Below are 13457 nucleotides of genomic sequence, written 5' to 3' on the forward strand. Positions count from 1 at the left end.
GGCCCCGCGCACGCCGCCGCTGCCGCTGCCGCCGAGCCGCAGCGACCGCGCACCCGCGCCCTCTACAGCCTCGTCTTCAGCACCGGCGAGAGCATCCGGGTGTCGGGCGGCGGGCTCGTGGGCCGCAACCCGGTCGCGGCGCCGGGCGAGCATCCGGAGTACCTGGTGCAGATCGTCGACCCCGCCCGCAGCGTATCGAAGACCCACCTCGAGTTCGGCGTCGACGACGACGGTTTCTGGGTCGCCGATCGGGGTTCGTCCAACGGCACCCGGCTCGTGCCGGACACCGCCGAACCCGTCGACCTGCTTCCCGGAGAGCGCACGCGGGTGCTGCGCGGCGGCCGGGTCGGCCTCGGCGACCAGCACTTCGACCTGCGCTGACGCGCCTTTTCGGCCTGACGGACGAAATCGTGGGTGCAGTCCGCCAAACGTCACCGATTTCGTAAAGTTTGTGTTTCGAACAGATGTTTTTCGTCGTCCTCGCTGTCTGAGACGGCTGTCGCTGTGCCAGGATCGGTGCTACTCGTAGACCCTCCCTTGGAAAGCGTGACGACCATGGCGTTGAAACCCCCCACCGACCCGATGATCCTCCAGGCGATCCGGCACTCGCAGGCCCTGCAGCGTGCCAGGGCGCTCTCGCTCTCGCGGCGCGGCTTCCTCGGTGCCGCCGGCTTCGGCGCCACGGCCCTGGCCCTGGCCGCCTGTTCCACCGGTGACAAGAAGGAGCTCACCCCGGCGAAAGACGTCTCGGCCACGGAGAAGACCCTGGTGTGGGACAACTGGCCCGCGTACATGGACGAGGACGACGACGGCAACTACCCGACCCTGATCGGCTTCCAGGACGAATCCGGCATCGAGGTCACCTACAACGTCGCCGTCGACGACAACAACACCTACTACGCCAAGGTGAAGGACCAGCTGGCGCTCGGTCAAGACATCGGCGCCGACACGGTCTGCCTCACCGACTGGATGGTCGCCCGCCTCGTGCGCAACGGCTACGTGCAGTCGCTGGACCACGCGAACATCCCGAACATCGCCAACCTCAGCGACTCCTTCGCGAACCCCGACTTCGACAAGGGCCGCCAGCTCTCGCTGCCGTGGCAGGGCGGGTTCGCCGGCATCTGCTGGAACAAGGAGAAGGTGCCGAACGGCCTCGCGAGCGTCGACGACCTCTGGGACACCGCGCTCAAGGGGCGGGTCGGCGTGCTCAGCGAGATGCGCGACACCATGGGGCTGATCATGCTCAGCCAGGGCACCGACATCACGGGCGAGTGGGGCGACGACGAATACGCCAACGCGATGGACGCCTTCACCGAGCAGGTGGAGAACGGCCAGATCCGCAACATCAAGGGCAACGGATACCTCAACGACCTGCAGAGCGAAGACACCTACGCGGCCATCTGCTGGTCGGGCGACATCACCTCGCTGAACGCCACGGCGGGCGACAAGTGGGAGTTCGCGATCCCGGATGCCGGCGGCACGCTCTGGAACGACACCTTCGTCGTGCCCATGGGCTCGGCCCACAAGGCCAACGCCGAAGCGGTGATGAACTACTACTACGAGCCGGAGGTGGCCGCCGAGCTGGCCGCCTGGGTCAACTACGTCACGCCGGTGAACGGGGCCAAGGAGGCGATGGACGCCATCGACCCCGAGCTCGCCTCGAACCAGCTGATCTTCCCCGACGAGTCCACGCTCGAGACGGTGCACGTGTTCCGCACGCTCACCCCGCAGGAGGAGAACGACTACCAGGCCCAGTTCCAGAAGGTGCTGCTGGGCAGCTGATGGCCATCGCATCCTTCGCCGAGAGCGGCGCAGACCTCCAGCTCACCGGCATCACCAAGCGGTTCCCGGGCTTCACCGCCATCGAGGAGCTCGATCTCACGATCCCCGCCGGCTCGTTCTTCGCCCTGCTCGGCCCGTCCGGCTGCGGCAAGACCACCACGCTGCGACTCGTCGCGGGGCTCGAGGAGCCCACCGCGGGCCAGATCCTGATCGGCGGCAAAGACGTCACCTCCACGAAGCCGTTCCAGCGGCCCGTGAACACGGTGTTCCAGTCGTACGCGCTGTTCCCGCACATGACGATCCTCGAGAACGTCGCGTTCGGGCTGCGCCGTCGCAAGCTCGGCGACCCCGTCGGCAAGGCGCACGAGGCGCTGAAGCTGGTCGAGCTCGACCACCTGGCCTCGCGCCGGCCGGCGCAGCTCTCCGGCGGCCAGCAGCAGCGCGTCGCCCTGGCGCGCGCGATCGTGAACCGGCCGGCACTGCTGCTGCTCGACGAGCCGCTCGGCGCGCTCGACCTGAAGCTCCGCCGCCAGATGCAGCTCGAACTGAAGACCATCCAGACCGAGGTGGGCCTCACCTTCCTGCACGTCACGCACGACCAGGAGGAGGCCATGACCATGGCCGACACCGTCGCGGTGATGAACAAGGGCAAGATCGAGCAGATGGGCGCCCCCGAAGAGCTCTACGAGCTGCCGCGCACGGCCTTCGTGGCCAACTTCCTCGGGCAGTCGAACCTGTTCACCGGCGAGGTCGTCGCATCCGGACCCGACCACATCGCGGTCGACGTGGCCGGCGTGCCGATCGTGGTGCCGCGCACCCGCGCCCAGCGCCACGCCGGCGAGATCGCCATCGGCGTACGGCCCGAGAAGGTGTCGCTGCTCACCTCGGCACCCTTACCCGAGTCCGGCCGCAACGTGCTCGGCCCCGGCCGGGTGACGGATGTCTCGTTCAGCGGTGTCAGCACCCAGTATCTGGTCGACGTGCCTGGCGTGGGCGAGCTGGTGGTGTTCGCGCAGAACATGGTGTTCGGGCCCGTCGTGCAGGTGGGGGCTTCGGTCTGGATCTCCTGGAACGCCGATCACGGCTTCGGCCTCGACGACGATCCGGGGGTCGTACCGCGTTTCGTGCCCGACGCCTCCACGGAGTCGATCGCGATCCAGCGGCGGATCGCGCTCGAAGAAGAGCTCGAGCAGGCCTAGGCGCATCCGATGGCCTTCACCGCATTCGCCTCCCAGGCGACCGTCGAACAGGCGCCGCGCAAGCGCAGCTGGATCGCACTCGTGCTGCTGTTGCCCGGCATCGCGTACCTGGTGCTGTTCTTTCTGGCGCCGCTGATCTCGCTGATCATCACCTCCTTCCAGCAGCCGGTGCTCGACGGTGACATCGGCGAATACACCGCCGGGTTCCAGTGGCAGAACTACACCGACGCCCTGGGGGAGTACTGGCCGCTCGTGCTGCGCTCCTTCGGGTTCGCGCTGATCGCCACGGTGCTGGCGCTGGCCGTCAGCTATCCGATCGCCTACTTCATCGGGGTGAAGGCCCGGCGCTTTCCGCTGCTGCAGAGCCTGATGCTCACCCTGGTGATCGCGCCGTTCTTCATCAGCTTCCTGCTGCGCACGCTGGCCTGGAAACAGATCATGTCGGACGAGGGGCCGATCGTGCAGTTCTTGAAGACGATCGCCATCCTGCCCTCCGACGGCCACCTCACCGGCACGGCGTTCTCGGTGATCTTCGGCCTCACCTACAACTTCATCCCGTTCATGACGCTGCCGCTCTACGCCACCCTCGAGCGACTCGACACGCGGTACCTCGAGGCCGGCGCCGACCTCTACGCGAGCCCGTTCACGGTGTTCCGCAAGGTCACCGTGCCGCTGTCGATGCCGGGCATCATCTCGGGAACGTTGCTGACCTTCATCCCGGCGGCCGGCGACTACATCAACGCCAGCCGCGACTTCCTCGGATCCTCCTCCACCGCGATGGTCGGCAACGCGATCGAGGCGAACTTCCTGGTGCTGCAGAACTATCCGATCGCGGCGGCGCTGTCGATCGTGCTGATGGCCGTGATCCTGATCATCGTGGGGCTGTACGTGCGGCGGGCCGGAACGGAGGACCTCGTATGAAGTTCGGCAAGGGCCTCGGGCTCGGCATCTACACGGTGCTGGCGCTGCTGTTCCTGCTCATCCCGATCGCGTACACCTTCGTGTTCTCGTTCAACGACGCGGGCAAGCTCAACATCGCCTGGCAGGGCTTCACCTTCGACAAATGGCTCACGGTGTGCAGCACGGCCGGGCTCTGCGAGGCCTTCGGTAACAGCATCCTGGTGGGTCTGGTTTCCACCGTGCTGGCGACCGCGCTCGGCACCCTGATCGCCATCGCCCTGGTGCGCTACCGGTTCCGGGCGCGATCGTCGATCAGCCTGCTGCTGTTCCTGCCGATGGCCACACCCGAGGTGGTGCTCGGTGCGGGACTCGCGGCGCAGTTCTTGACGCTCGGCACCGAGAAGGGGCTGCTGACGATCATCCTGGCGCACACGATGTTCTGCATCAGCTTCGTGGTGGTGACAGTGAAGGCGCGGGTCGCGTCGCTCGATCCGGCGCTGGAGGAGGCAGGCCGCGACCTCTACGGCTCGCCCGGCCAGGTGTTCTGGCGCATCACCTTCCCGCTGCTGATGCCGGGCATCGCGGCGGCCGCGCTGCTGTCGTTCGCGCTCTCGTTCGACGACTTCATCATCACGAACTTCAACTCCGGCTCGGTCGACACCTTCCCGAAGTTCATCTACATCGCTGCGGCGCGTGGCATCCCGGCCCAGGTGAACGTGATCGCCTCGGCGGTGTTCCTGCTCGCGATCGTGCTGGTGATCGTGGTGCAGGTCTCCCGCGCGGCGCGCGCGAAGCGCCTCGCCCGCCAGCTCGGCTGAGGTCTCACTGCTTCCGCGACTCCGCGAGGAGTCAGAGGGTGGGGGAGACGCGGATGGTGCCGACGGGGGCGGCGGCGCCGTGGATCGTGAGGTCGAGGTCGGCGGTCATTCCGCCGACCTCGACAGCGGTGAGCGCGCCGGTGCGCGCGAGCAGCGTGAGGGCCACGAGGGTGGCTGCGCGCAACGAGCCGTCGAGCATCTTCAGGGCCACGGAGGACCCGTCGGGGGTGGCCATCACCATCACGCCCTCGGCGCCGAGCTTCGCCACCACGCCCAGGCGGTCGATCACGACGGTGTTCGCCCGGCCGGGGCCGTCGATCGCCCAGCCGTTCGCCAGGATGCTGTCGGTGAGCTGCTTCGCCGGGCCATCCGTGGCACGGCGGATGCGGCCGACGCCGCGGGCCAGGGCCACGAGCGACATCGCGTGCACGGGGGCGCCGCATCCGTCGACCCCGGAGTGCACCACGGGCTCACCGGTCTCGCGCTCGACGACAGCCAGGATGCGCTGCTGCAGCGGGTGCCCCGGCTCGAGGTAGCTCGTGGTGTCCCAGCCGTTCTGCACACAGGCGAGCAGCATCGCGGCGTGCTTTCCCGAACAATTCATCAGGATGCGTTCCTTGTGCCCGTGAGCCCGGATGATGCCGTCACGCGCCGCCGAGTCGCCTGGCCAGTCGGGCGGGCAGCCCAGAGCATCCTCACCGAGTCCAGCGCGAGCGAGGATCGAGCGCACGACCTCGATGTGCGCCGGCGTCGCCGCATGACTCGCCGTGGCCAGCACGGTCTGCACGGGGTCGAGCTCGACGCCCGACTCGAGCACGGCCAGCGCCTGGAACGGCTTCATGCACGATCGCGGATACACCGGCAGCTCGGGCGACCCGACGCTCAGCGCCACCTCGCCCGTCGCATCCAGCACCACGGCCGACCCGATGTGCCGCGATTCCACGAACCCGCTGCGCTCCACCACCGCGAGCTCCACCGACTGGTCGATCCGGGCCGTGCCCGTCTCGTGCTGCTGGTCCGTCATGGGCGACCTCTCTCGAAGAAACTCCTCGCGACCCGTCGATTTCCGCCCTGAGAATCGATTTTCAGGGCCCGAAGTGACGGGTCGCGAGGAGGGGGTGGGGCGTGCGTATGAGGGGCGGGCTACGCCTCGAGGGACGCGAAGGCCTCGTCGATGACCGTGAGGGCGTCGCGCAGGAGCTCGTCGGAGATCGCGAGGCTCGGCAGGAAGCGCAGGACGTTGCCGTAGGTGCCGGCCGTGAGGGCGAGCACGCCGTGCTGCGCCGCGTATGCGACGATCGTGTTCACCGCGGCGGCGTTCGGCACCTTCGTGGTGGCACCCGTGCCGGCCTCGACCAGCTCGATCGCCACCATCGCTCCGATGCCGCGCACCTCGCCGATGATGTCGTACTTCTCCTGCAGGGCCAGCAGCCCCGCGGTGAGCACGCCTTCGATGCGGGTGGCCTCGGCCAGCAGCGAGGCCGACTCGATCTGCTCGAACACGGCGATCGCGGCGGCCGCGGCCACCGGGTTCCCACCGAAGGTGCCGCCGAGCCCGCCGGGCTGCGCGGAATCCATGATCTCGGCCCGGCCCGTCACACCGGCCAGCGGCAGACCGCCCGCGATGCCCTTGGCCGACAGCACCATGTCGGGAACGAGCCCGAAGTGCTCGCTGGCGAAGTAGGCGCCGGTGCGGGCCATGCCGCTCTGGATCTCGTCGGCGATGAACACGATGCCGTTCTCGGTGCACCACTCCTGCAGCGCAGGCAAGAACCCGGGAGCCGGCACGACGAAACCGCCCTCGCCCTGGATCGGTTCCACCACGAGGCAGGCCAGGTCGGATGCTCCGACCGTCTTCTCGAGGTACGCGATGGTGCGCGCGGCCGCCTCGGCACCCGAGAGACCGTCGTGGTACGGGTACGAGTTCGGAGCGCGGTACACGTCGCCGGCGAACGGGCCGAAGCCGGTCGAGTAGGGCGAGGCCTTGAAGTTCATCGCCATCGTGAGGTTGGTGCGGCCGTGGTACGCGTGCTCGAGCACCGCGACGCCGTAACGGCCGGTGAACTTGCGGGCGATCTTGACGCCGTTCTCCACGGCCTCGGCGCCCGAGTTCACCAGCACGGTGCGCTTGGTGAAGTCGCCGGGGGTGTGCTCGGCGAGCAGCTCGGCCACCCGCACGTACTCCTCGTACGGCGTGATGGTGAACAGGGTGTGCGTGACATCCTGCAGCTGCGATGTCGCGGCGGCGACGACGGCGGCGTCGGTGTGCCCGATGGTGGTGACGCCGATGCCGGCGCCGAGGTCGATGAACTGGTTGCCGTCGACGTCGACCAGGATGGCCCCGTTGGCCTTGGCGATGTACACGGGAAGCGCGCTGGAGACCCCGGGCGGCACGACGGCGAGGCGTCGGCGGTGCAGCTCTTCGGACTTCGGACCGGGGATCGCGGTGACGACCCTCCGCTCCTGGGGAACCCCGTAGGTCGCTGCGTCGGCCGGTGCGTCGATGGTGTCAGTCATAGCTCTCCGAAATCGTGGGTCCTTCGAGTTTAGGCCAGCCCCGCTGAGCGCCGGGTTAGCATGGCCGGGTGAATCATGAGCATCACTACAGCGTGGATGTCGCCTGGCTTGGCAATCGCGGAACGGGCACCAGCGGCTACCGGGCGTACGGGCGGCAGAGCGCGGTGACGGCCGCAGGCAAGCATCCGATCGATGCCTCGGCCGACCGCACCTTCCACGGCGACGCCGACCGCTGGAACCCCGAAGAGCTGCTGCTGGCCGCGCTCAGCGAGTGCCACATGCTCTCGTTCCTGCACGTCGCCGTGCAACACGGCGTGGTGGTCACCGACTACACGGATTCCGCGACCGGCACGATGGTGCAGGAGGGCGACGGGGGCCACTTCACGAGCGCCGTGCTGCGGCCGGTGGTGACGGTGGCCGCGCCCGTGGACGACGAGCTGTTCACCCGGATGCACCACGAGGCCGCGGGGAAGTGCTTCATCGCGAACTCGGTGAACTTCCCGGTGACGCACGAACCTCGTGCCGTCGTCGGCGGCTGAGGGCGAACCGCTCGCCGAGCTGTTCGTGACGCCGCGCACCCTGCGCGGAACCCTCGGCGAGGCCTTCGTGCGCACGTGCGTGCAGCTGTTCGAGCGCGACCACGGCCCGGACAGCGGATGCTTCACGGCTAGTGCGCGCACCGTCGAACTGACCGTCGTGGCCGTGAGCGCCTCCGGCCCCGTGGCGGTCGCGGCCGGCATCGCCGACCCGGCGTTCTCCGGCGCGGGCCGGGGAGCCGCCGGGGGAGCGGGAGCGGGAGCCCGGCTTCCCGCGACGCCGCCAGGCCCGGGCGGCGGCATCGACGTCGACGCGCTGCCCGGGATCGGAGGTCTCCGCGGACCCGACGGCGTCGACCTCCGCCGATGGGCGAGCGTGCGGATGCTCGACCCGGGTCAGGAGGGTCAGCCGGTCGAGCCGGCACGGCTCCGCATTCGCGTGGTCACACCGTAGGGCCGGCTCCGGTGCCGCCTCGGCGGGCTTCCCAGCGCGCGCGGGCCTCGAGCGTCATGACGGCGCTCAGCTCGGTCGCGAGAGACGTCGTGCGCGGGGCGGGGTGGCTCCAATCGTCACCGGCGAGAGCCTGACGGTTCGTGGGAGACCGATGAGGGGCGGTCCCGGCCGCGTCCGGGTCCGGGTGCAGGTGCAGCCGGAGGCGATCCGTCGCCTCGAGGAAGAAGGGCGTCAGAGGGTCACTGCCCGGGCCGGGCTCCCCGTCCGCAAGCCGCTCGAGCAAGCCCTCAAGATGGCGGAAGAAGATGCCCTTGAACAGGCCGGCATCGCCGCCGCCGCGCTCGTCGAGGCGCGCGTTCTCGCCCGTGACGACGCCGTCGGGCGCGAGGGTGCAGATGGTCGCAGCAGCCGTGCCGGCGGCCTCAGTCAGGAGCGGGGTGTCGCCGGTGCGGTCGAACTGCTCGGTCAGCGCGCCGATGAGCAGTCCCTGGTTGTAGCTGAAGATCCAGTCGCGGTCGATCTCGTCGCCACCCGTGCGCCCGATGCCGTCGAGCACGAGCGATCGGTCGTCGACGAGGCGCGTGCGCATCCAGTCGAGCGCCGCCTCGCCCCGGTCGAGGAACCGCTGTTCGCCGGTGCGGGAGTGCAGTCGCAAGGAGGCGAGTGCGAAGGCGCCGTTGCTCGGAGCGTTCTTGTACGAGGGCTGCTGCACCCGCCACGAGACGCTCGGGCCGTGGGCCGTGTTCCAGCCGCGGCTCGCGATGTGCTCCCACAGTGCCTCGGCATCAGCGAGGTGGGCGCGCTCCCCGGTGGCCTCCGCCAGCCGGAGGGCGGCCAGGCACAACCATCCCATGTCGTCGAAGTAGTCGTTGAACAGCCCGTGATTGCGCTTCACGATCCGCGCATACACGGCCCGGGCCTGGTCGAGGCGACGCCCGTCGCCGCTGCGCTCGAAGGCGTCGATCCGCACCTCGACCGCGTGCGCCAGCCACCAGTAGTTGAAGTCGAACGCCTGCCGCAGCCGCCACGGGCTGGTGTTGCGCATCCGCCCGCTCCCGCCCGGCCTCCCGCGCCGCCCTACCAGCGGGAGCCGCTCGACGCGCGACACGAAGCGCGCGTCCAGCGCGTCCTGCCCCTGCTCGGCCTCAGCGGCCCAAGCCTGCGCATCCGCTCTCACCCGCTCACCGTACCGCCGCCGGGGCTGCAGAGGTCCGTCACGGCCGTGGTTGACTGAGCGCATGACGACAGAGGGCTCGATGAGCCGCGCGCAGCGGGTGGTGCTGGCGGTCGCCATCCTCTCGGCGTTCGTGTCGTTCCTCGACGCCACCGTCATCAACGTGGCGCTGCCCGCGATCAGCCGCGACCTCGGCGGCGAGCTCTCCAGCCAGCAGTGGGTGGTGGATGCGTACCTCATCACCCTGGGCGCCGTCATCCTGCTCGCCGGCTCGCTCTCCGACGTGTTCGGCCGCAAGAAGGTGCTCTTCGCCGGACTGATCGGCTTCGGCGTCAGCTCGCTGCTGTGTGCTTTCGCCCCGACGATCGAGTTCCTGATCGTCGCCCGCGGCCTGCAGGGCATCGCCGGCGCGCTGCTCGTGCCGAGCTCGCTCGCGCTCATCCTGGCCAACTTCAGCGGGCCCTCGCAGGGCCGCGCCATCGGCACCTGGACGGCCTTCACCAGCGTCGCGAACATCGCCGGCCCCATCCTGGGTGGCGTGCTGGTCGACCAGCTCTCCTGGCGCTACGTGTTCGGCATCAACGTGCTGCCGATCGCCGTCACCCTGGTGCTGCTCACCCGCCTCGAGCACGACCACGTGCGCGACCCCGCCGCCCGCATCGACTGGGCCGGAGCCGCGCTGGGCATCCTGGGCCTCGGCCTGCCCGTGTTCGCGCTGATCGAGCAGGCCAACTTCGGCTGGGGCTCCCCGGTGGTTCTCGTGCCGTTGATCGTCGGCATCCTGGCGCTCGCCGGATTCATCGTGAACGAGCGCCGGGCCCGCCAGCCGATGCTGCCGCTCGAGCTGTTCCGCGTGCGCAACTTCTCGATGGGCAACATCGCCACCTTCCTCATCTACGGGGCGCTCTCGCTCGGCTTCTTCAGCCTCGCCGTCTTTCTGCAGCAGGTGGCCGGGTACAGCGCCACCGAGGCCGGCTTCGCCATGATCCCCACGAGCCTGCTGCTGATCGGCCTGTCGAGCCTGTCCGGCCGGCTCAGCGGACGGATCGGCCCACGCCTGTTCATGACCGTCGGCCCGCTGCTCGCGAGCGCGGGCTTCCTGCTGATGCTCCGGATCGGCGACGACGCGAACTACCTCACCCAGGTGCTGCCCGCCATCGTGGTGTTCGGCCTCGGCATGGCCATCACGGTGGCGCCCCTGACCGCCGCGATCCTGGGCGCGATCGACCCCGCCCGCTCGGGCATCGCCTCGGCCGTCAACAACGCGGTCTCCCGGGTGGCGGGCCTGATCGCGGTGGCGTTCGCCAGCGTGATCGCGGGCACCGCGGTGCTCGATCTCGCGGGCTTCCACCGCGTGGCGATCGTGACGGCCGTCTTCTTCGCCGCCGGGGGCGTCGTGTCGTTCGCGGGCATCCGGAACCCGAAGCGGTCCGTCGAGCGGCCATAACCCGGGTTCGTGCAGAAATACGGGCCACCGAGCTCATAGACGGCTCGGCGATGCGTATTTCTGCAGGAACCCCGGATACCGACGCCGGGGCGAGGATGTCGGGGCCGCACCCGTGCATCAGGAGGTGCGCGGTGCCGCGCGATAGGATCGCAGCGTCACGAGACAGCCGGTGGGCGTTCCCTCCTTCGCGTGGCCAGATTGACGAGACACACCGTGCCGCACGATGCCGCCACGCCGCTGCCCGCCACCCCGCTGCCCGCCACCCCGCTGCCCACCGCCCCGCTCGATCAGGCGGTTCCGGATGCTCAGAACCCCACGGGCCACACCGGCCCGCTGCGCCGGTACCGACGCATCTTCGCGGTGCGCGGCTCGGCCGCCTTCTTCGCGGCGGGCTGGATCGGCCGCATCCCGCGCTCCACGCTGAGCCTGGGCTCGGTGCTGCTGATCGCCGGCGCGACCGGCGCGTACACGCTGGCCGCCGCCGTGGCCGCGGCGATCGTGGTGGGGGTGGCCGTGTTCGGCCCGCTCTGGTCGCGCGGCATGGACCGCCTCGGCCAGCGCCGCATCCTGATCGTGACCGTCACGGTGTCGACGGTCTCCGGTCTCGCTCTGCTCGCGGTCGTGCTGGCCGGCGCGCCGCAGTGGACCTGGTTCGTGGCCGCGTTCCTCGTGGGCGCGACCTCGGTGGACATCGGATCGGCGACCCGCGCACGCTGGTCGGCCCTGCTGCCGGCCGGTGAGGCCCGTCACACGGCTCTCTCGCTGGAATCGGTGGCCGACGAATCGGTGTTCGTGATCGGGCCACCCCTGGTGACCGTGCTGGCCGCTGCCATCAACCCGGTGCTCGGGTTCGGTGTGGGTCTGGCGCTCGGAGTGGTCGGGGGAGTGGCCTTGGTGCTGCAGCGCCGAACGACGCCGGCCGTGCACCGCGAGCAGCAGCCTGCTGGGCAGACGCCCCGCCGCCGCATCCTGCGCCCCCTGCCCCGCGGCGTCGTCGCGCTGCTCCCCGTCTTCCTCGGCGTCGGCGTGGTGTTCGGCTCGCTCGACCTCACCGCCGTCGGCCTGACCGAGGCGGAGGGCGTGCCCGCGGCGGCCGGCTTCCTGCTCGCGATGTTCGCGCTCGGCAGCGTCGTCTCGGGATTCGTCTTCGGCGCCCGCGGCACGCGCATCCGCCCGGCCGTCATGGTGGCTGCCAGCGCGCTCGCCTACGGCATCGTGGTGCCGCTCGCCGTGCTGGTGCCCACCCTCCCCGCCCTCGGTGCCGCCCTGCTCGTGGCCGGCGGCGCGACCACCCCGCTGCTGATCTCCGCCATGGCCCTCGTCGAATCCCGCGTGGAGCGCACCCGCCTCACCGAGGCGCTCGCCTGGCCCTCGACGGCCATGAGCATCGGCGTCACGGCGGGATCGGCGCTGGCCGGCATCCTGATCGACGCCTCCGCCGCGCGCGAGGGCTTTCTGATCACGGCCGCCGGGGCATCCGCCGTCGGCATCGCCGGTCTGGTGGGCCTGGTCACGCTCGTGTCACGACGGCGCCGCTCCCAGGCGGTCATCAGCTTGGCCCAAGGGGACTGAGCAAGACTGGCTCGCGATCCCCTCCCTATCTCTCACGAAGAGGAACCATGCGCAGAATCCCGGTCGTCGTGACCGCCGTCGCCGCCGCCACACTCCTGCTGGCGGGCTGTTCCGCTTCGTCGGATCCGAGCCCCACGGATGCCGCGTCGGGCGAGTGCACCTCGGCCTCGTCGGGCAGCGCCTCCGACTCGGTCACCGTCACCGGTGACTTCGGCGCCCTCCCCACCACCGCGTTCACCGGCCCGCTCTCGGTCGATTCCACCCAGCGCACCGTCGTCACCGAGGGAGACGGCGCGGAGGTCGTGAACGGCCAGGTCGCCACCATCGACTTCACCATCTACAACGGCACCTCGGGCGCCCAGGTGTTCTCCACGCTCGACGAGGGCGGCACCCAGCTGCAGCTCACGCTCGACGACACGCAGTACATTCCCGGCATCGTGAACGCGGTCTCCTGCGTGCCGATCGGATCGCGCGTGGTCGCGGTCATCCCCCCGGCGGATGCGTTCGGCGACACCGGGAACACTTCGCTCGGCATCGCGGCCACCGACAGCATGGTGATGGTCGCCGACGTCGAGGCCGTGGTGCCCACCCGCGCCGACGGGGAAGACCAGCCGGCGCAAGACGGCTTCCCGACGGTCGCACTCGACGACACCGGGGCTCCGACGGTCACCATCCCCGACACCGACCCGCCCGCCGAGCTCAAGATGGAGACCCTGAAGAAGGGCGACGGTGCGGTCGTGCAAGACGGCGACAGCGTCACCGTGCAGTACCAGGGTGTCATCTGGGGGTCCAAGACGGTCTTCGACCAGAGCTGGGGCAACGGCGGTCCGCGCACGTTCCAGACCACCGGCGTGGTCGCCGGCTTCTCGGCCGCCATGGTCGGCCAGACGGTCGGCTCGCAGGTGCTCGTGATCATCCCGCCCGACCAGGGCTACGGATCCGCGGGCAACGACTCCGCGGGCATCTCCGGCACCGACACGCTCGTCTTCGTGGTCGACATCCTGGCCACCGCCTCGGCGAGCTGACCCGGGCTCCGGCATCCAGCCGCCAGTGGGATG

General features: G+C 69.9%; 13 protein-coding genes. 10 read left to right on the forward strand and 3 right to left on the reverse strand.

Annotation, left to right across the window (positions count from 1 at the left end):
• The 5 genes from Q0D75_RS17555 to Q0D75_RS17575 form a co-directional block, all read left to right on the forward strand.
• Positions 1 to 381: FHA domain-containing protein (locus Q0D75_RS17555; protein ID WP_291056438.1), on the forward strand; the 381-nt coding region annotated here is incomplete at its 5' end.
• 174 nt (positions 382 to 555) lie between these two features.
• Complete coding sequence (locus Q0D75_RS17560; protein WP_291056441.1) at positions 556 to 1782, forward strand: spermidine/putrescine ABC transporter substrate-binding protein; 1227 nt, start codon at positions 556 to 558, stop codon at positions 1780 to 1782.
• Entirely contained in the window at positions 1782 to 2981 is a 1200-nt protein-coding gene (locus tag Q0D75_RS17565; protein WP_291056444.1) for an ABC transporter ATP-binding protein, read from the forward strand. The genes Q0D75_RS17560 and Q0D75_RS17565 overlap by 1 nt, the downstream gene beginning before the upstream one ends.
• A gap of 9 nt (positions 2982 to 2990) precedes the next feature.
• A complete protein-coding gene (locus Q0D75_RS17570) occupies positions 2991 to 3902 on the forward strand; it encodes an ABC transporter permease (protein WP_291056447.1) in 912 nt (303 codons plus the stop codon).
• Positions 3899 to 4699, forward strand: coding sequence for an ABC transporter permease (locus tag Q0D75_RS17575; protein WP_291056450.1), 801 nt, complete (start codon positions 3899 to 3901; stop codon positions 4697 to 4699). The genes Q0D75_RS17570 and Q0D75_RS17575 overlap by 4 nt, the downstream gene beginning before the upstream one ends.
• A gap of 31 nt (positions 4700 to 4730) precedes the next feature.
• Here the strand turns inward: Q0D75_RS17575 and Q0D75_RS17580 are convergent, their stop codons facing one another.
• On the reverse strand, positions 4731 to 5723 hold the full coding sequence (locus Q0D75_RS17580; RefSeq protein WP_291056452.1) for an asparaginase: 993 nt from the start codon (positions 5721 to 5723) through the stop codon (positions 4731 to 4733).
• 119 nt (positions 5724 to 5842) lie between these two features.
• Positions 5843 to 7216 (reverse strand): 4-aminobutyrate--2-oxoglutarate transaminase, encoded by a 1374-nt coding sequence (gene gabT / locus Q0D75_RS17585; RefSeq protein ID WP_291056455.1) that lies wholly within the window; start codon positions 7214 to 7216, stop codon positions 5843 to 5845.
• Between the two features lie 68 nt (positions 7217 to 7284).
• Here gabT and Q0D75_RS17590 point away from each other — a divergent pair, with 68 nt between their 5' ends.
• Entirely contained in the window at positions 7285 to 7755 is a 471-nt protein-coding gene (locus Q0D75_RS17590) for an OsmC family protein (protein ID WP_291056457.1), read from the forward strand.
• Positions 7736 to 8206, forward strand: a complete 471-nt coding sequence (locus tag Q0D75_RS17595; protein ID WP_291056460.1) for a hypothetical protein — start codon at positions 7736 to 7738, stop codon at positions 8204 to 8206. The genes Q0D75_RS17590 and Q0D75_RS17595 overlap by 20 nt, the downstream gene beginning before the upstream one ends.
• Here Q0D75_RS17595 and Q0D75_RS17600 read toward each other — a convergent pair.
• Complete coding sequence (locus tag Q0D75_RS17600) at positions 8196 to 9383, reverse strand: glycoside hydrolase family 76 protein (RefSeq protein ID WP_291056463.1); 1188 nt, start codon at positions 9381 to 9383, stop codon at positions 8196 to 8198. The two genes, Q0D75_RS17595 and Q0D75_RS17600, sit on opposite strands and share 11 nt — an antisense overlap.
• Before the next feature lie 61 nt (positions 9384 to 9444).
• Here Q0D75_RS17600 and Q0D75_RS17605 point away from each other — a divergent pair, with 61 nt between their 5' ends.
• From Q0D75_RS17605 to Q0D75_RS17615, 3 genes are all read left to right on the forward strand, one after another.
• Positions 9445 to 10827, forward strand: coding sequence for a DHA2 family efflux MFS transporter permease subunit (locus Q0D75_RS17605; RefSeq protein WP_291056466.1), 1383 nt, complete (start codon positions 9445 to 9447; stop codon positions 10825 to 10827).
• A gap of 213 nt (positions 10828 to 11040) precedes the next feature.
• Positions 11041 to 12399 (forward strand): MFS transporter, encoded by a 1359-nt coding sequence (locus Q0D75_RS17610; protein ID WP_291056467.1) that lies wholly within the window; start codon positions 11041 to 11043, stop codon positions 12397 to 12399.
• Positions 12400 to 12446: 47 nt separating this feature from the next.
• On the forward strand, positions 12447 to 13424 hold the full coding sequence (locus Q0D75_RS17615) for an FKBP-type peptidyl-prolyl cis-trans isomerase (RefSeq protein WP_291056469.1): 978 nt from the start codon (positions 12447 to 12449) through the stop codon (positions 13422 to 13424).
• The last annotated feature ends 33 nt before the right edge of the window (positions 13425 to 13457 follow it).

Origin of the sequence: Herbiconiux sp. (assembly GCF_023264855.1) — a bacterium.
Taxonomy (GTDB): Bacteria; Actinomycetota; Actinomycetes; order Actinomycetales; family Microbacteriaceae; genus Herbiconiux.

Excerpts from the sequence above, each read along its gene's own strand:
- Q0D75_RS17560 (WP_291056441.1), top strand. The coding sequence starts at position 556 with ATGGCGTTGAAACCCCCCACCGACCCGATGATCCTCCAGGCGATCCGG.
- Q0D75_RS17565 (WP_291056444.1), top strand. The coding sequence starts at position 1,782 with ATGGCCATCGCATCCTTCGCCGAGAGCGGCGCAGACCTCCAGCTCACC.
- Q0D75_RS17570 (WP_291056447.1), top strand. The coding sequence starts at position 2,991 with ATGGCCTTCACCGCATTCGCCTCCCAGGCGACCGTCGAACAGGCGCCG.
- Q0D75_RS17575 (WP_291056450.1), top strand. The coding sequence starts at position 3,899 with ATGAAGTTCGGCAAGGGCCTCGGGCTCGGCATCTACACGGTGCTGGCG.
- Q0D75_RS17580 (WP_291056452.1), bottom strand. The coding sequence starts at position 5,723 with ATGACGGACCAGCAGCACGAGACGGGCACGGCCCGGATCGACCAGTCG.
- gabT (WP_291056455.1), bottom strand. The coding sequence starts at position 7,216 with ATGACTGACACCATCGACGCACCGGCCGACGCAGCGACCTACGGGGTT.
- Q0D75_RS17605 (WP_291056466.1), top strand. The coding sequence starts at position 9,445 with ATGACGACAGAGGGCTCGATGAGCCGCGCGCAGCGGGTGGTGCTGGCG.
- Q0D75_RS17615 (WP_291056469.1), top strand. The coding sequence starts at position 12,447 with ATGCGCAGAATCCCGGTCGTCGTGACCGCCGTCGCCGCCGCCACACTC.